General features: G+C 71.2%; 9 protein-coding genes and 2 pseudogenes. 6 read left to right on the forward strand and 5 right to left on the reverse strand.

Annotated elements, in window-relative coordinates; all coding sequences use genetic code 11:
* Positions 1 to 15: 15 nt before the first annotated feature.
* Positions 16 to 1,557: an alpha/beta hydrolase gene (locus AB0I77_RS31550; protein WP_363286239.1), complete on the reverse strand. Its 1,542-nt coding sequence runs from the start codon at positions 1,555 to 1,557 to the stop codon at positions 16 to 18.
* 358 nt (positions 1,558 to 1,915) lie between these two features.
* On the opposite strand from AB0I77_RS31550, the gene AB0I77_RS31555 reads away from it, so the two are divergent.
* Both AB0I77_RS31555 and AB0I77_RS31560 read left to right on the forward strand, forming a co-directional pair.
* A complete protein-coding gene (locus tag AB0I77_RS31555; RefSeq protein ID WP_363286132.1) occupies positions 1,916 to 2,707 on the forward strand; it encodes a DNA-formamidopyrimidine glycosylase family protein in 792 nt (263 codons plus the stop codon).
* Between the two features lie 201 nt (positions 2,708 to 2,908).
* Entirely contained in the window at positions 2,909 to 4,534 is a 1,626-nt protein-coding gene (locus tag AB0I77_RS31560) for an MDR family MFS transporter (RefSeq protein WP_363286133.1), read from the forward strand.
* A gap of 58 nt (positions 4,535 to 4,592) precedes the next feature.
* On the opposite strand, the gene AB0I77_RS31565 is transcribed toward AB0I77_RS31560, so the two are convergent.
* Positions 4,593 to 10,271 carry a type I polyketide synthase gene (locus AB0I77_RS31565; RefSeq protein WP_363286134.1) on the reverse strand — a complete coding sequence of 1,893 codons (5,679 nt, stop codon included), beginning with the start codon at positions 10,269 to 10,271 and terminating at the stop codon, positions 4,593 to 4,595.
* 226 nt (positions 10,272 to 10,497) lie between these two features.
* Here AB0I77_RS31565 and AB0I77_RS31570 point away from each other — a divergent pair, with 226 nt between their 5' ends.
* Positions 10,498 to 11,370: a helix-turn-helix domain-containing protein gene (locus AB0I77_RS31570; protein WP_363286135.1), complete on the forward strand. Its 873-nt coding sequence runs from the start codon at positions 10,498 to 10,500 to the stop codon at positions 11,368 to 11,370.
* On the opposite strand, the gene AB0I77_RS31575 is transcribed toward AB0I77_RS31570, so the two are convergent.
* Both AB0I77_RS31575 and AB0I77_RS31580 read right to left on the reverse strand, forming a co-directional pair.
* Positions 11,365 to 11,979 carry a nuclear transport factor 2 family protein gene (locus tag AB0I77_RS31575; protein WP_363286136.1) on the reverse strand — a complete coding sequence of 205 codons (615 nt, stop codon included), beginning with the start codon at positions 11,977 to 11,979 and terminating at the stop codon, positions 11,365 to 11,367. The two genes, AB0I77_RS31570 and AB0I77_RS31575, sit on opposite strands and share 6 nt — an antisense overlap.
* Positions 11,976 to 12,404 carry a nuclear transport factor 2 family protein gene (locus tag AB0I77_RS31580; protein WP_363286137.1) on the reverse strand — a complete coding sequence of 143 codons (429 nt, stop codon included), beginning with the start codon at positions 12,402 to 12,404 and terminating at the stop codon, positions 11,976 to 11,978. Before AB0I77_RS31580 ends, AB0I77_RS31575 begins: the two co-directional genes overlap by 4 nt.
* A 397-nt stretch (positions 12,405 to 12,801) precedes the next feature.
* On the opposite strand from AB0I77_RS31580, the pseudogene AB0I77_RS31585 reads away from it, so the two are divergent.
* Together AB0I77_RS31585 and AB0I77_RS31590 are read left to right on the forward strand one after the other, a co-directional pair.
* A pseudogene (locus AB0I77_RS31585) lies at positions 12,802 to 12,921 on the forward strand (IS5/IS1182 family transposase); the annotation flags it as partial.
* Positions 12,922 to 12,943: 22 nt separating this feature from the next.
* Positions 12,944 to 13,048, forward strand: a pseudogene (locus tag AB0I77_RS31590) (IS5/IS1182 family transposase); the annotation flags it as partial.
* Here AB0I77_RS31590 and rutA read toward each other — a convergent pair.
* Positions 13,048 to 14,130 (reverse strand): pyrimidine utilization protein A, encoded by a 1,083-nt coding sequence (rutA, locus tag AB0I77_RS31595; protein WP_363286138.1) that lies wholly within the window; start codon positions 14,128 to 14,130, stop codon positions 13,048 to 13,050. The pseudogene AB0I77_RS31590 and the gene rutA sit on opposite strands and share 1 nt — an antisense overlap.
* A gap of 146 nt (positions 14,131 to 14,276) precedes the next feature.
* Between rutA and AB0I77_RS31600 the strand changes: the two genes are divergently transcribed.
* On the forward strand, positions 14,277 to 17,459 hold the full coding sequence (locus tag AB0I77_RS31600; RefSeq protein WP_363286139.1) for a SpoIIE family protein phosphatase: 3,183 nt from the start codon (positions 14,277 to 14,279) through the stop codon (positions 17,457 to 17,459).
* Positions 17,460 to 17,585 lie beyond the last annotated feature (126 nt).

Here is a 17,585-nt window from a genome sequence, read left to right on the forward strand (position 1 = left end):
GGCGTGAGGGGCGAATCAGCGCAGGACGCCGATGCGCTCCAGGCGGTCGCTGACGCCGTTGAGGAGTTCGCCGAGCGTGGTGCCGGGCGGGGCCACCGTGGGCGTGGAGGAGGGCGGCTGGGTCTCGTCCGCGCAGGTCGTGCCCGAGGCCGGGACCTTCAGGTCCACCAGGTAGCCGATGACCGCGTCCGTCGCGCAGGCGCTCCTGCCGAAGGCGGTGTGCCCCTCGGCCTTGAACGTGAGCAGCGAGGCGTTGTCCAGCTCACGGGACAGGGCCACCGCGTCCTGGTACGGGGTGTCCGGGTCGCCGGTGGTGCCGAGGACGAGGATCGGCGCCGAGCCCTTCGCCGCGTAGGAGCCGTCGTACCGGCTGACGTGTTCGCCGGTCCACTGGGCGCAGGCGGTGGCGTGCTGGTGGTCGTAGGTCGGAGGGCCGTACGCCATGGCCGGGCCGAGCAGCGGTGCCAGCCTGGCGTTGGTCGTGACCTGCCGCTTCAGCAGGGCCGGGTCGCTCGGGTAGTCCTTGTCGACGCACTCGACGGCCACGTTCGGGTTCAGGAAGTCGAAGCTGGCCGGGGACGGCGGCCGCAGCAGCATGGAGGTGTTGTCGCGCTGCTGGGCCTTGTGCAGGGCCTCGCCGAGCGAGGGCCAGATGACCTTGCCCTCGTTGATGTTGAACATCAGGCGGTAGACGAGGGTGTAGCCGTTCGCCTGGCCGCCGTTCGCGGTCGGTACCGGGTCGGCGTCCAGGTCGGCCTTGAGCTTCGCGAAGGCCGCACGGGGATCGCCGTCGCCGAACCCGCAGGTGGCCTGGTCGGCGGCGCACCAGTCGAGGAAGCGGCTCATCGCGCCGTCCAGGGCCAGGTACTGGGGCCGGTCGTAGGCGTACGGCTGGTCGGTGTAGTGCACCGGGTCGTACGCGCCGTCGAGGGCCAGGGCGCGCACCCGGTCCGGGAACATGGCGGCGTAGACGGTGCCGATGTAGCTGCCGAACGACCGCCCGTAGTAGGTGAGTTGGTCCTCGCCCAGCGCCTGGCGCAGCAGGTCGATGTCGCGGGCGACGTACTCGGTGCCCACGTACGGCAGCAGGTCGCCCGCGTTGGTCTCGCAGGCCTGGTCGAACTCGGCGGCCTGGCGTACGGCCGGCTCGTAGGCGCCGGGGCCGGGGACGCCCTTGGCCTGGGTGACGGCCTGGGTGTACGTCGGGTCGTCCCAGCACTGGAGCGCCGAACTGCGGCCGACGCCGCGGACGTCGTAGCCGAAGACGTCGAACGAGTCGCGGAGGGCGGCCGGCAGGCTCGCGTAGTTGCCGCGGACGAAGTCCACTCCGGAGTTGCCCGGACCGCCGGGCTGGAGGAAGAGGGTGCCCTTGCGCTTCGTCTGGTCCGCGGCCTTCTTGCGGATCACCGCCAGGGTGATGGTCTTGCCCTGCGGTTCGCGGTAGTCCAGCGGCACCGGGGCGTTCGCGCACTCGAAGCCGTCCTGGCAGTCGGACCAGGCCAGGCTCGGTACCGGCGGGGTGTCCTGCGAGGTCTTCCCGTCCGTCTGCGCGGCCATCACCTGGACGCCCGTCCCGGCGATGACGAAGGCGGCCGCGGCGGCGGCAGCGATCCTCAGTCGCGGGAGCCCTCTGCGCGCCCGGGTACCGGACCGGCGTCCGAGCCGGCGCGTCAAGCGCCCGCCCCGTCCGGACGAGTCGTGATCGTGCGTAGTCACCGCGTGTTTCCCCTCGGGCTGTTGTGACACCAAGCACCCACTGGTCCAGGTGAGTTCGGGGACTGTTTAGCTCAAAGGGAAGGCAAAAGGCCACTCGAGTGACCGTATGGCGGCTCTTCTACGAGATCTTTTCAGTACCCGGCGGTAGTTACCGTGTGCGTCACGTTGGTCGTGTTGCTCGTGCGAGAAGGACGTGCCCATGCCGGAACTGCCGGACGTCGAGGGATTCCGCGAAGTGCTCGAGACCTGTGCGAAGGGCCGGGTCATCGAACGCGTCGACGTGCGCGACGCGGGCGTCCTGCACGGTGTGAGCGCGCGGCGGCTGCGCGGGGCGCTGGAGGGACGGCGGTTCACCCGGCCGGAGCGGCTCGGGAAGTGGCTGCTGGCCCACACCGGCGACGGGCCCACCCTCATGCTGCACTTCGGGATGACCGGACTACTGGTCTGCGGCCATTCCGACGACGCGCCCGAGGCCCACGACCGCGTCCTGTTCACCGTGGGCGGCGGCCGTCAGGTGCGTTACCGCGACCAGCGCAAGCTCCAGGGCGTCTGGCTGGCAGAGGACGACTCCGAGCTCGCGCGGTTGCTGGACGAGCAGGGCCCCGACGCGATGGCGGTGGACCGGGAGGAGTTCATGGCCGCGCTCTCCGCCCGCCGCGGCCGCGTCAAGACCGTCCTCACCGATCAGTCCGTACTGGCCGGACTCGGCAATCTGCTGGCCGACGAGATCCTTTGGCGCGCGGGGCTGCCCCCGACCACCCGGGCGAGCGATCTCACCGAGGCCGAACTCCGCCGCCTGTACACCCACATGGGCCGCACCCTGCGCTCCGCGGTCACCGCCGGCCGCGTCCCGCCGCGCGACTCCTGGCTCACCGGCCACCGCGACGACACCGACCCGGTCTGCCCGCGCTGCGACGGCCCGCTGCGTCGCCGCCGTATGTCGGGCCGTACGACGGTGTGGTGTCCGCGGTGCCAGCCGGAGGGGTCCTGAGCAGGTCGCGATCCGGGCAGGAAGCCCGGTCGGCGACCCGAACAGCTGGACCCCCACTGATCTCTCGCACTCCCTGCACTCCTTGCACGGTGCGCGGTTGCCGCGTGGCGCGCAAGGATTTCGGCATGGCTTCCCAAGGGATCCGGCGGCGCCGCTCTTCCCCCTGGTAGTCGGGCCCACTCCTCGATGTCAGGAACTCCCTTGCACGACTCGCCACAGGCCGTTGAGGCGGAGGATCAGGAATCCTCCGGCGCTCCACCCCGCTTCGGCCTCGTGTTCGCCGCCCTGATGGCCGCGATGCTGCTCGCGTCCCTCGACCAGACGATCGTCAGCACCGCCCTGCCGACGATCGTCGGCGAACTGCACGGCGTGCGGCACATGGCCTGGGTGACCACCGCGTACATCCTCGCGGCCACCGTCGCCATGCCTGTCTACGGCCGGCTCGGCGACCTGATCGGCCGCAAGGCCCTCTTCCTCGGCGGTATCGGAGCCTTCCTCGCCGGTTCCGTGATCGCGGGGGCGGCACCGGACATGACCGTGCTCATCGTCGGCCGGGGCATACAGGGGCTGGGCGGCGGCGGGCTGATGATCACCTCGCAGGCGATCATCGCCGACCTCGTACCGCCGCGCAGGCGTGCGCGGTACATGGCTCCGATCGGTGCCGTCTTCGGTCTGTCCTGCGTGGCCGGACCGCTGCTCGGCGGCTGGTTCACCGATGGCATCGGCTGGCGCTGGGCCTTCTGGATCAACCTCCCGGTCGGTGCCGTGGCCCTTGCCGTCAGCGCGTTCGCCCTGCGTCTGCCGCGCCGGGCCACCCGGATCGCCTTCGACTACCGCGGTTTCGTCCTCATGGCCGCCGCGGTGACGTGCACCGTGCTGGTGGCCGACTGGGGCGGCACGGACTACGCCTGGTCCGACCCGCTCATCCTGGCCATGGTCGCCGGCGGTCTGCTGGCCTGGTTGCTCTTCTTCCTCTCCCAGCGCCGCGACGCGGCGCCCGGACACCGCCGCGTCGCGCAGCCGGTCATCCCGTTGTGGCTGTTCCGCAGCCGGATCTTCGTCATCGCCACGCTGACCGGTCTCCTCGTCGTGGGGATCGGCATGTTCGCGATCGTCGGCTATCTGCCGACATATCTGCAAATGGTCTACGGCGTCAGCGCCACCGACTCCGGTCTGCTGCTCCTTCCGATGGTCGCCGGCATGTTCTTCACCGCCGGTCCGTCCGCACGGATGATGAGCACGACCGGGCGCTACAAGACCTTCCCGATCGTCGGCACGGCCCTCGTCGGTGTCGCCGCGGCGCTGATGTCCACGATGGACACCGCGACCTCGCTCGTCCTGGTCTGTGGCTATGTCTTCGTGCTCGGCGCGGGCCTCGGCCTGGTGATGCAGCCACTGGTCCTGGCCGTGCAGAACGACTTCCCCGTCTCGGAGGTGGGCACCGCGACCGCCGCCAACAACTTCTTCCGCGAGATCGGCGCGACCCTCGCCACCGCGGCCGTCGGCGCGGTGTTCACCCACCGCCTCACCGATCGGCTCGCTGAGCGCCTCGGCGGCGGCTTCACCGGTGCGGCCGACGACACCGACTCCCTCACCCCGGCGCTGGTCCGCTCCCTCCCGGGGAAGGTCCAGGACGCGGTGGTCCTGGCCTACCAGCAGGCCCTGACCCCGGTGTTCCGCTACCTCGTCCCCGTGTTCGCGCTCGGCCTCGTGCTGGCCTTCGCGCTCCCGGAGAGGAAGCTCTCCGACGGCGCCGGCGACGGCACCGACCGCGACCCGGCCCCCGTGCCCGACCGGACCGTGGCGACGGTTCCGCCCCTGGGCTGACGTCCAGGGGCTGCTCCGGTGTGCGGGCCCGCGGCCACGGACCGCACACCGCAGACGGTCACAACCGGCGCAGCCAGTCGCTCACCGCGGTCGCCGTGGTGGCCGCGTGTTCGTTCATCATCGTCTGGTGGTCTCCGGGAGCGTCGAGCGTGTCGTGCTCGAAGTCCCACTCCGTGCTCCAGCCCTGCGGTGCGTCCGTCACGGCGTCCGCCCGCTGCGGCATCTGTTCGGCGGCCCGCACCAGGACGACCGGCGCGGTGACGGTCTGCGGCAGCCAGCCGTCGAACAGTTCCAGATACGCGCCCTGGGCCGTGACCTGCGCCTCCGTCATCAGGGCGAAGGCGTGGTCGTTGACGGCGATGCCCTGGAGCTGCTCCCGGATCTGCTCCTCGGGGATGCCGTCCTTCGGGAACCAGGTGTCGAGCAGGACGACCCCCCGGGGAAAGTGCCCCCGGGCCTCCAGCCGGGCCGCGACGGCGTGTGCGAGCCAGCCTCCGGAGGAGTAGCCGGCCAGGGCGAACGGGGTGTCGCCCAGTTCGCGGACGATCGCGTCGGCGTGCATGCCGACGACGAGGTTGCTGGTCGCGGGCAGCGGTTCGTCGTCGCCGAAGCCCGGCAGCGGCAGGGCGTACACGTCGTGCCTCCCGTGCAGGCGCAGGGCGAGGCGGGCGAAGTTGTGCGGGCCCGAGGGGGCCACCATCGACGGCAGGCAGACCAGTGCGGGTCGCTCGGGGCCGGAGGCCAGCCGTACGACGTCGCAGGGACGGCCGAATTCCTCCGCGCCGGTGAACACCGGCCGCAGCTTGGCGGCGGCCTGGAGGACGCGGATCCCCTCGGTGAACTTGCCGATCTCGCAGGCCCGCCGGTACAGGCCACGTACCCCCAGCCCGTCGCCGTCGGACGGCGAGGCGGGGGCCTCCGGGCGCTGCGCCGCCGCCAGTTCCCCCAGGTGGCCCGCGAGTTCCGCGGGCGTGGGGTGGTCGAAGACCACCGGGGTGGCGAGCGGCAACCCGGTGGCGGCCATCAGCCGCTGCCGCAGTTGCACCGAGGTGAGCGAGTCGAAGCCGAGTTCCAGGAAGCGGCGCGTGGGGTGGATCTCGTCCGGTGACGCGTACCCGAGGACCGCGGCGGCTTCCGTCCGCACTGTGTGCAGCGGGTCGGTCATCCGCCGCCCCGCCGGTATCTCCTGCGCCGCCGCGGCGGCGGACGGCTGCGCGATCTCGTCGAAGAACCGGCTCGCCCGCGTCGCCGTGAACGGCGGCAGGAAGCGGCCCCAGTCGATGTCGGCGACCGTCAGGGCGGTCTCCTTCGCGGCGACCGCCCGCCACAGCTCGTCGATGGCCACCGTGGGATCCATGGGCGGCAGGCCGCGTCGGGCCAGGAATTGCCGCATCCCGTCCTCGGCGCCCATACCCGCCTCGGCCCACGGGCCCCAGGCCACCGAGGTGGCGGCCAGGCCAAGGCCGCGGCGGTGGCAGGTGAGGGCGTCCAGGAAGGCGTTGCCCGCGGCGTAGGCCGTCTGTCCGGTGCTGCCCCAGGTGGCGGAGATGGACGAGAAGACGACGAACGCGTCCAGCGCCGTGTCACCGAGCAGCTCGTGGAGGTGTGCGGCTCCCGCGGCCTTCGCCGCCACGGTGTCCGCGAACTCGGCGAGATCCATGTCCGTCAGCGGCGCGAACCGGCCGCCGACTCCGGCCGCGTGCACCACGGCCGTCAGCTCGCTGCCCGGTATCGACCGGAGCAGTCGTGCGACCTGATCGCGGTCGGCCATGTCACAGGTCTCGACCGAGACGTGCACCCCCAGGCCGAACAGCTCACCGACCAACTGCGTGGCGCCCGGCGCGTCCATGCCCCGGCGGCTGGTGAGCACCAGCCGCCGTGCGCCGTTCTCGGCCAGCCACCGGGCAGCCCGCGCGCCGAGCGCGCCGGTACCTCCGGTGACCAGCACGGTGCCGCGCGGGCGCCAGTCACCCTCCGCCGGGCGGGCCTCGGCGTGCGTCAGACGGCGGGCGAACAGCCCGTCGCCGCGCACCGCGAGCTGGTCCTCTCCCTCCGGCGCGGTCAGGGCCGTACCGAGCCACAGCGTCGCCTCGTCGTCCAGCCGCTGGGGCAGGTCGATCAGGCCGCCCCAGCCGCGCGGCCGTTCCAGGGCGAGGGTGCGGCCCAGGCCCCACACCATGGCCTGGGCGGGGTCGGTGACCGTCTCGCCGTCGGCCGTGGCGACGGCGGCGCGCGTGACGCACCACAGCGGCGCCTCGAGTTCCAGGTCGGCCAGTGCCTGGGCGAGTGCGCAGGTCGCGGCGAGGCCGTCGGTGACCGCGGGGTGCCCGGCGTGCGGGGTGGCGTCCAGCGCGAGCAGGGACAGCACGCCGCCGGGCGTACCGCCCGCGTCGGCCACCTGCTTCGCCACCAGCTCCGTCATCCGCGCGCGGTCCGCGTCCCGCGGCCCGACGGGTACGGTGACCGCCCGGCCGCCGAGGCGGTCGACCGTCCATGCCAGGCGCGAGACGAGTTCCTCGTCGGCCCCGGCCGGCGTGGTCAGCAGCAGCCACGTCCCGGACAGCCTCGGCACGGCCGCGGAGGGCGCGGGCACCACCGGACGCCACTGGACCCGGTAGCGCCAGTCGGCCGGGTCGGCCGGGGCCGGCGCGGTCTCGGAGACCTCTGTCCGGGCGGCCGGCTGGAGCCAGTAGCGCCTGCGCTGGAAGGCGTACGTGGGCAGGTCGACGTGGACCGCGCCGCGGCCCTCGTAGAGCGCGGGCCACTCGACGTGAACACCCCGCACATACAGGTCGGCCAGCGCGGTCTGCACGGTCACCTCCTCCGGGAGGCCGGCGCGCGCCGCCGCCACGAAGACGGCCGAGACGGCGGCCTCCTCGGGCAGGCAGCCGGCTCCCATGGCCGCCAGCACCGCGTCGGGGCCCAGTTCCAGGAACCCGGTGACGCCCTGTTCGTGCAGGCAGCGCACCCCGTCCGCGAACCGCACGGCCTCCCGGACATGCCGAACCCAGTAGTCGGGCGAGCCGAGTTGCTCGTCCGTGGCGGCCTTACCAGTGAGGTTGGAGACGACGGGCAGCAGCGCGGGCCGGTAGGTGACACCCGCGGCGACCTCCCGGAAGGCGTCGAGCATGTCGTCCATGTGCGGGGAGTGGAAGGCATGACTGACCGTCAGCAGCTTTGTCCTGCGGCCACGCTCCCGCCACAGCTCGGCGACCTGGTCCACCGCGTCCGCGTCCCCGGCGACGACGGTGGCGGCCGGGCCGTTGACCGTCGCCACGACCACCCTGCCGTCGAATCCGGCCAGGGTCTGAAGGACCTCGTCCTCGGTCGCCTGTACGGCGGCCATCGCACCGCCCGCCCGGCAGGACTGCATCAGCCGCCCGCGTGCGGCGACCAGCGCGCAGGCGTCGTCCAGGGACCACACGCCCGCCAGGTGCGCGGCGGTCAGCTCGCCGACCGAGTGGCCGAGCAGCACGTCGGGCCGCAGGCCCCAGGACTCGACGAGCCTGAACAGCGCGGTCTCGTAGGCGAAGAGGGCGGGCTGGGTGTACTCCGTCCGGTTCAGCAGCGCGGCCTCGGCCGTGCCGTCGGGCGCGAACATCACCTCGCGCAGCGGCCGTTCGAGGTGGACGTCCATCCGGGCGCAGACCTCGTCCAGGGCCTGGGCGAACACGGGGTGGGCGCCGTACAGCCGCCGCCCCATTCCCGGCCGCTGGCCGCCCTGTCCGGTGAACAGCACCGCGAGCCGCCCCTCGGCGACCCGCGGCGAGACGCTGCCGCGCGTCACGCTCGGCGCGGCGGCGTTCTCGGCCAGTGCCCGCAGCGCCCGTACGGTCTCGTCGCGGCCGGAGGTGACGACGACGGCGCGGTGCTCGAAGGGGGCCCGGGCCGTCAGGGTCGCCCCGGCGTCCGGCAGGGCGATGTCCGGGTGGTCGGCCAGGTGCTGGGCGAGGCGCCCGGCCTGCTCGCGCAGCGCCGCTTCGGTCCGTGCCGACACCACCACCGGCAGGGGCGGCGCAGCGGTCGCGGGCTCGGGCCGCGGGGGCTCCTCGATGATGACGTGCGCGTTGGTGCCGCTCACCCCGAAGGCGGAAACCGCCGCCCGGCGCGGACGCCCGGTGTGCGGCCACGGCACCGGCTCCCGCAGCAGCTCGACGCACCCCGCGGACCAGTCCACGTGCGGGGACGGTTCCCGCACGTGCAGCGTGCGCGGCAGCAGCTCGTGCCGCATCGCCATGACCATCTTGATCACGCCGACCACACCCGCCGCCGCCTGGGTGTGCCCGATGTTCGACTTGAGCGACCCCAGGTACAGCGGGCGCTGAGCCGGGCGGTCCTGGCCGTAACTGGCGATCAGCGCGCCCGCCTCGATCGGATCGCCGAGCGCGGTACCGGTCCCGTGCGCCTCCACCGCGTCCACGTCCGCCGGGCCCAGCCCGGCGGACGCCAGGGTCCGCTGGATCAGCCGTTGCTGGGACGGGCCGTTGGGGGCGGTCAGGCCGTTGCTCGCACCGTCCTGGTTGGTGCCGGTGGCACGCAGCACCGCCAGCACCCGGCGGCCGGCCCGGCGGGCGTCCGAGAGCCGTTCGAGCAGCAGCACGCCGGCGCCCTCCGACCAGCCGGTGCCGTCCGCGTCGTCGGAGAACGCCTTGCAGCGCCCGTCCGGGGCCAGCCCGCGCTTGCGGCTGAACTCCAGCAGCATGCCCGGGGTCGACATCACGGTGACTCCCCCGACCAGCGCCAGGTCGCACTCGCCCGTGCGCAGCGACTGCGCCGCCAAGTGCAGCGCCACCAGGGAGGAGGAGCACTGCGTGTCGATGCTCAGCGCCGGCCCCTCGAACCCGTAGGTGTAGGCGATCCGCCCGGAGACGACCCCAAGGGCGTTCCCGGTGAGCATCTGTCCCTGCATCTCCTGCGGCGCCTCGTGCCAGGCCGGCCCGTAGTCCTGGAGCGAAACGCCGGTGAAAACACCCGTGTTGCTGCCGCGCAACGCGTTCGGGTCGAACCCCGCCCGCTCCATCGCCTCCCAGGAGATCTCCAGCATCAGCCGCTGCTGGGGGTCCAGCGCCGTCGCCTCGCGCGGCCCTATGCCGAAGAAGCCGGGGTCGAAGTCGCCCACGCCGTCGAGGAACCCGCCGTACCGGGTGTAGGCCGTGCCCGGCTGCTCCGGATCCGGGTCGTACAGCCCCTCCAGGTCCCAGCCCCGGTCGTCCGGAAGACCGCCGATCGCGTCCCCGCCCTCGGCGACCAGCCGCCACAGCGCCTCCGGACAGGCCACGCCACCGGGAAGCCGGCAGCCGAGGCCGACGATGACCACCGGATCGTCCGCCGTGTTCGCGCCTTTGCCGCTGTCGACGGCGCCCGCCGCCGGCCCCGTAGCCCCGTCCCGCACCTTCACGGCACCGAGCAGTTCGCCGTGCAGGTACTCGGCGAGCGCGTGCGGTGTCGGGTAGTCGAACAGCACGGTGGCGGGCATCCGCAGCCCGGTCGCCTCCGCCAGACCGTCCCGAAGCCGCTGCGCCAGTTGGCGGTACACGCCCAGGCGCCGCCACGGTGCCCGGACATCGACGTGGCCACAGCCGTCCCCCTCCGCCGCCACCCGGGAGATCTGCTCCTTCAGCAGGTTCAGCAGCACGGCGTGCCGCGCGGCGGGCGTGAGGTCCGCCAGCCGGTTCCGCAGGACGTCACCGCTCCCGGCGTATGCCCGCGCGGGAGAACCAGGAACATCAGTGGTCATGTGCGTCCCATGTTCTGGTGCAGTGAATTGCAGACGGCCAGGAAAACCGTAGGTTACAGAAGATAATTGTCCAGCACGCCCGGCATGTATTCGCCTTGCAGAGAAAGGGTGAAGGTTCTGATTTAGATTCGCCCCCACTTTCACCTTGCAATCACCGAATAATCGATATAGGTTTACTTGAAATTCACAGGGCCGACCTCAGGGCGACCCAGGGAAAGGAGCCAAGATGCGGGGGGCGAACTCCGCGCCGACTTCACGCGTCGTCGACATCATCGAGTTGCTGGTCAGTCGCAGGGGTGATGACCTCCGCTACAGCGACATCGCCCGTGAACTGGAGCTGACTCAGGCCACGACACACGCCATCCTGAAAACCCTCTCCGACCGCGGGTGGGTGAGTCGCGATCCGGTCAGCAAGACCTTCACGCTCGGCCCCGGGCTCGTGCCGGTGGCCGAGGCGGTAGGCGCGCGTCCGCTGGTCCACGCCGCGCGGGCCGCCGCGGTCAACCTGGTTGTCGAATTCGGCTATGCCGCCTCGGTGAGTGAGAGAGTGGGCGACTCTCTGGTGATCACGGCGTTCGAAGGAGGGGAGAGTCCCTGGCCTGGCGACCGTATCCCCTATGCGCCGCCGTTCGGTGTCGGTTTCGCGGCTTGGGGCACCGATGAGGAGCGTCGCGTCTGGATCGAGCGGGCCGCTTCCGCCGGCGCGGCAACCGCCGCGCGCTTGGAGGGCGTCCTCGACCGGACTCGCGAACGTGGATTCGATGTGGACTACGTCTCGCCGGCGGTGGCGCACGCCGCCAGCCTGGTCGACACGCTCGACAGCGGCGCGATCGCGTTCCCGCCGAACATCCGAGGGACACTCGACCAGTTGCTGGTGGAATTCGCCACGATCGGATTTCCCGACGACGCCGTAGCCGTCGAGGAACAACCGGTGGCCGCTGTCGCCGCGCCCGTATTCGACCACCGAGGACATGTGGCGTTGCTGCTCGCCGTGCACCCCCTTGTCGCCCGTCCGCTGCGAGAGATTGATGCCATCGGCCGGCATCTCGTCAGCACGGCAACGGAAATCAGCACCTCCGAGCCGCACCGCATGTCATAGACGTATCTCGGCCTTCAAGCCGAGCAGGTTCACTTGCGCGAGCGGATCGAGATAAACCCGGGTGAGTTTGCTGCTGCTGATAAGCCACCGGCCATCGACGAGCGAATACGTTTCGTGATAGTGCCCGAATCCGTTCACTTTGACGGTGCCCAGCCAGATCAGCAGATCCTGGAGCGCCCAGATTCCTGTCGCTGTCGTCGGCGAGGTCACGTCGATTTCGGGCATGTGTCCTTGGTGGACGGTCTCGGCGGCACCGATCGTCAGTCGGATGAACCCGATGAACTCATCCGCGCCGGTCATCCTGGGCCCGAACGAGCCAGTGGTGTCGACGACGACATCGTCGGTCAGCTGTTGCCTGAGCAGGGCCCAGTTCTTGGTGTCGATCGCCCGGAAGTAGCGCGCTTTGAGCTGTTTGATCTCCTGAGTGGCGGCCACAGCTGTAGCGGGGTCCACGCTGCCCGGTTCGGCCGCGGCACCGAAGGCGGCGTTCATGGCCGGCACGGATGCCAGGCCGAGGGCTGCCGCGCCGCCCCCGATCAGGAGCCTTCGCCGGGTGGGCGTGAACGCATGCGCCCCCCGGGTGCCACGGCCGTGACCCGGCGCGGTCACGACTCGTCCTGGTGCAGGCGCGTCGACGTGGTGGCCGTGATCAGCCATCGCCCGCCACGCAGAGCGTAGCTGTCACGGTCATGACCGAAACACAGTTCACGCTTGCCGTCCGGTCGGACCATCAGCGCGTGTACCGCCCACGTTCCGGTGGCGACGGCCGGTGAGGTGAGCTGGATCTCCGGCATGTGTCCGTGATGGACGGTGATCGTTTTGCCGTAGTTCCGTTTCAGCAGGGCCAGGTAGTTCGCTGCTCCTGTGACGCGGTCGCCGCCGAGTGCGGTCGTGTCGACATCGACGTCATCGGCAAGGGCGGAGTCGACGGAGGGCCAGTCCTTCGTGTCAAGGCTTCTGAAGTAGCGCGCCTTGAGGGACTCGATCGCGTTGATCGCCTGCACCGTGTACGGATCCATCGGCCTGTCACTCACCTTTCCTCGCGAGGGTGTCGCTGATGGGCCGACCGGCGACCGACCGCTCCGGCGGTGAGCTTGGGGACTTCCGCGTTCCTCGCCGTGGGGATCGATTATGCGATGAGACTCATCGAATAATCGTGATGACTCGGTGGCTGGTTCGTGGAAGGTGCGTCGAGATCCGCAGGCTGGGAGCGTGATCTGAGGAGAGGGGTGATGGCGCCGGGTGGGCGGTGCGTAAGCGGGAGCTGGCCGGGAGGTCGTCGGCGCGCTGGGCGGGCAGGTGGCCCATATGGCCTGGCTGCGGGGGCAGATCGCGTCGGTCGAGGCGCGGCTGGCCCGGCCGCTGGGCGTCGAGGCGGACAAGAGTGGCATGCCAAGTCCCGCCGACGGTGAGGCGGGCAAGCGCTTCGGCAGGGGGATCGAGTCCTCACAACGGCTCGGCCGCCACCGACGGGTTGTCGAGAGCACCGTGTCCTGGCTCGCCGGCTGCCACCGGCTCCACCGCCGCGACGAACGCACGCCAGAACATCTGAACGGCAACGAATCCGGGGGTCCTGGCCCACGACTACGAAAGCCTGCCAGCCCGCTCCGAAGCCGTGATCCAGCCGGCCATGGCCGATCTGATGGCCCGCCGCCTCACCGGCGAAGCCACCATCTCTCAGGCCGCCGCCGGCCCGCCCGACCGGGACTTCATCAGCGGCTGGACGCGCGTGCCGAACTTCTCGATGCCGTCGAGGAAGTCGTCGAACACCAGCATGATCCCCTTGGTGCCGGCCACCTCGGCGACCTCATCGAGCATCCTCGCGACGGTCTCGTACGAGCCGACCAGCGTGCCCATGTTGAAGTTCACGGCGCCCTCGGGCAGCGAGATGGTCCGGGCTGTCGAGGAGTCGTCGGCGGTCGTGTCCGTGGCCGTTTCCCCCGCCATGTACGCGAGCGCCGCGAGGTCGGCGTTGTCGTGGTAGTCCTGCCACTTCGCCTGGGCGGCCTCGTCGGTCTCGTCCGCGATGACCATGAAGAGGGAGAGCGCGCCGACGTCGCGGCCGGTCTGCCGTGCCATGTCCACGAGCGTGGCCGTGGTGTCCGAGAGCGCGAGCGGGGTGTTCACGCCGCTGCCCAGGATGAAGTTGAACTCGGCGTGCTCGGCGGCGAATTTCATGCCGGTGTTGCTCTGGCCCGCGGCAACGATGTCAATGTGCCCGTTCGCCGGCCGGGGCGACAGCACGCAGTCGTCCATCTCGTAGAACTCGCCCTTGAAGTTGCTGACGCCCTCGCTCCACAGCTCCCTCATCACGGTGACGTACTCGACGGCACGCTCGTAGCGGTTGCCGAAGTGCGCGTCGCCGGGCCACAGGCCCATCTGGGAGTACTCGCCCGGCGCCCAGCCGGTGACGATGTTGACGCCGAACCGGCCGGGGGCGATCGAGTCGACCGTCACGGCCATGCGCGCGACGATCGCCGGGGGCAGCGCGAGGATCGGCGTGGAGGCGTACAGCTTGATCCGGTCGGTCACGGCGGCCAGGCCCGCCATCAGCGTGAACGACTCCAGGTTGTGGTCCCAGAACTCGGTCTCGCCGCCGAAGCCCTTCAGCTTGATCATCGACAGGGCGAAGTCGAGGCCGTGCTCCTCCGCCTTGAGCACGATCGCCTTGTTCAGCTCGAAGCTCGGCAGGTACTGCGGGGAGCTCTTCGATATGAGCCAGCCGTTGTTGCCGATGGGGATGAAGACGCCGATGTCCATGCCGCTCCTTGGCGGGTCGGGAGAGCATCCAAGGTAACTCGCCGTTGTTTCCGCACCGTTGACGCCCCTGTGGGCCGGCGACAGCGGAGCGTGAGAATCTTGCGAAGCGCTGCTTCACATGAGGCGCGGGCGGTTAAGTTCGCCATATGAACGCACGGCTGGCTCTGCTCAGCACGGTTGACCCCGGTGTCGCGGAAAGTGAGGTCTTCCGGCTGGCGCTTCAGCATGCGGTGGCAGAACTGGGCGCCTTGGGCGGAACGATTCATCTGCGGGGCCCCATGTCCGCGCTGCGCCTGGTGTCGGCGACCGGCCTCCCGCCCCTCCTGACCCGCTCCTGGGAAATCCTCGACCAGGAAGGGCCGTTGGCCCCGGCTCGCGCCCTGCACGCGGGCAGCGGGGTTTGGGTGCCGCTGAAAAGCGCCGGTCCCGCCGCCGACCTCACTGGTCCTGCCGCCGGCGTCACTGGTCCTGCGGATCGCATCGGTTCCGCCGGCGTCACTGGTCCTGCGGATCGCATCGGTTCCGCCGGCGTCACCGTTCCTGCCGATCGCATCGGTCCTGCCGACCTCTCCGGTCCGGCCGGTCCCACCGGTTCCGCCGACCTCACCGGCCTCACCGATCTCACCGGCCTCAACGGTCCCACAGGCGGTCCCACAGGCACCAACGGTCCCACCGGTTCCAACGACCTCATCGGCCCCAGCGACTCCAGCGATCCCGCCGACCTCACCGATCCCGCCGACCCGGCCGGGTGGCCCGGCACCGGCCTGGCCGCCGTGCCGGTGTTCAGCGGGGACCGCAGCATCGGGGCGCTCACCGTCCTGATGGGCGATCAGGGTGAGCCCGCTCCCGGGCAGTGGGATTTCCTGCGGGCCGTCGTCACCTGGACCGAGGAGCGCATGGCCCAGGCGCTGCCGCCGTCGGGGCCCTCGCGGACGGAGCTGAGCGGTGAGCACCTGCGGCAGGCCCTGAAGGAGGTCAGCGTCGGCTCGTGGGACTGGAACATCCGCACCGGCGAGCTGGTCTGGGACGAGGCCGCCCTGGAGCTCTACGGCACCAGACCGGCCGACTTCACCGGGAAGATCGAGAACTGGATGCGGATCGTCCACCCCGACGACCTGGCACCGACGCTCGCGGCGGCGCAGCGCGCGATCCGGGAGCACGGCTTGTACGAGGCCGACTACCGGGTGCGCAAACTGGACGGGACGTGGGGCTGGACCCAGGCCCGCGGCAGGGCGACGTACGACGAACAGGGCGAAGCCGAGCGGATGATCGGCGTGGGGTGGGACAGCAACGAGCCGCGTTCCGCCCGTGACACGCTCAGCCGCGCCCTGCGCCACATGAGCGACGGCTTCCTGGCCGTGGACGACGAGTGGCGGATCACCTTCGCCAACCTGGAGGCGGAGAGCACGCTGGGCTTCTCCGAGGAGGAGTTGTTCGGGCGCGTCCTGTGGGATCTGCCCTACGCACAGCAGGTCCCGGGCCTGGAGTACCGCTGCCGGATCGCCGCGGCCGAGGACAGGCCGGTCGGCTTCGACATCCACCTGCCGGACACCAGGCGCCGCTACCACCTGCGGCTGGTGCCGGGGCCCGACTCCCGCACCCTCTACTTCACCGACGTCACCGAGAAACGGCGGCTGGCTCAGGAGCGTCAGGCGTCCGAGCGCGCCGCGTCCGAGCGGGCGGCCCGGGTCGCGGAGCTGACCGCGGCGCTCGCCAAGGCGACGACCTCGCAGGACGTGGTGGACGCGGTCGCCCGGCGGGTGCTGCCGCCGTTCGTCGCCACCGGCCTGGTGGTGCAGGTGATCGAGGGCGACCGCCTGCACACCGTCGGATCCATGGGCTACCCGGACGACGTCCTCGACGTCCTCGACAACACCCCGCGGGCGCCGGGCGACCCGCTCTGGGACGCGATCCTGGCCGGCACCCCGACATTCCTGTCCTCCGTGGACGAGTTCACCGCGCTCTACCCCGAGCGGGCCGACCTGCCCGCCCGCGCCGGCAAGCAGGCGTGGGCGTTTCTGCCGCTCACCGCGTCCGGGCACACCTTCGGGGTCTGCGCGGTGACCTTCGACGTTCCGCGCCGTCTCACCGACGAGGAACGCACCCTGCTGACCACGATCAGCGCCCTCGTCGCCCAGGCCCTGGAACGTGCCCGGCTCTACGACGCCGAGCACACCCGCTCCCGCGAGCTCCAGCGCAGCCTGCTCCCCCGGGTCCTGCCCGACCTGCCCGCGTGCACGGCCGCCGCCCGCTACCTCCCCGCCGGACAGGGCATGGACGTCGGCGGCGACTGGTACGACATCATCCCGCTCTCCGGCGGCCAGGTCGCCCTCGTCGTCGGCGACGTGATGGGCCACGGCCTGCCCGAGGCGGCCACCATGGGCCGGCTGCGCACCGCCGTCCACACCCTCGCCGATCTCGAACTGCCCCCCGACGAGATCATGAGCCACCTCAACGACATCGTCGCCGGCTGGGGCGAGGAGTCGTACGTCACCTGCCTGTACGCGCTCTACGACTCCACCACCCAGACCTGCTCCATAGCCCGCGCCGGGCACCCGCCGCCGGCCCTGGTCCGTCCCGACGGCACCGTGTACTTCCCGGAGCTGGCCGCGGACCCGCCACTCGGCGCCGCTGAACCGCCGTTCGAGACGGTCGAGTTGCACGTCCCCGAGGGAAGCCTGCTCGTGCTCTACACCGACGGCCTGGTCGAGTCGGCGAAGCGCGACATAGACGAGGGCATGGCCGACCTGGCCCGCCTCCTGAGCACCGCCCACCAGGACGGCACCGCCGCGGACCTGGAGCGCCTCTGCGACACCATGACGGCCGGGCTGCTCCCGGCCGAGCACCAGGCGGCCGACGACACGGCGTTCCTCGTCGCCCGGCTGCACGCCCTGACCGACGACCGGATGGCCTCCTGGCCGCTGCCCGAGGACCCGAGAGCGGCGGGCCAGGCCCGCCGCCACGTCCGCGAGCAGCTCTCCGCCTGGGGCCTGGACGACCTGACCCCCACCACGGAACTCCTGGCCAGCGAACTGGTCGGCAACGTCGTACGCCACGCGAAGGGCCCGGTCAGCCTGCGCCTGCTGCACGGCGCCGAGCTGATCTGCGAGGTCTTCGACGGCAGCCTGACGATGCCCCGCATCCGCCGCGCGACGGAGACCGACGAGGGAGGCCGCGGCCTCCAACTGGTCACGGCACTCTCCCAGCGCTGGGGCACCCGCTACACACCGACGGGAAAGTGCATCTGGACCGAGCAGCCCCTGCTCGCCCGGCCGTCCGATGACGCTCTGGGCCTGATGTTCCTGAACACCGACGAGTTCGACCTGTAGCTCAACTGATGTGCTGTGCACAGCTTGTGAGGACCCCTCAGTAACTTCCCCCCATCTCTTTCCCCATCGCCCCCATGGCAACAAGCTGTCGTCAACGGGTGGAAACGACATTCATTTATCGGGAAA

It is taken from the genome of Streptomyces sp. NPDC050619 (assembly GCF_040654815.1).
Taxonomy (GTDB): Bacteria; Actinomycetota; Actinomycetes; order Streptomycetales; family Streptomycetaceae; genus Streptomyces.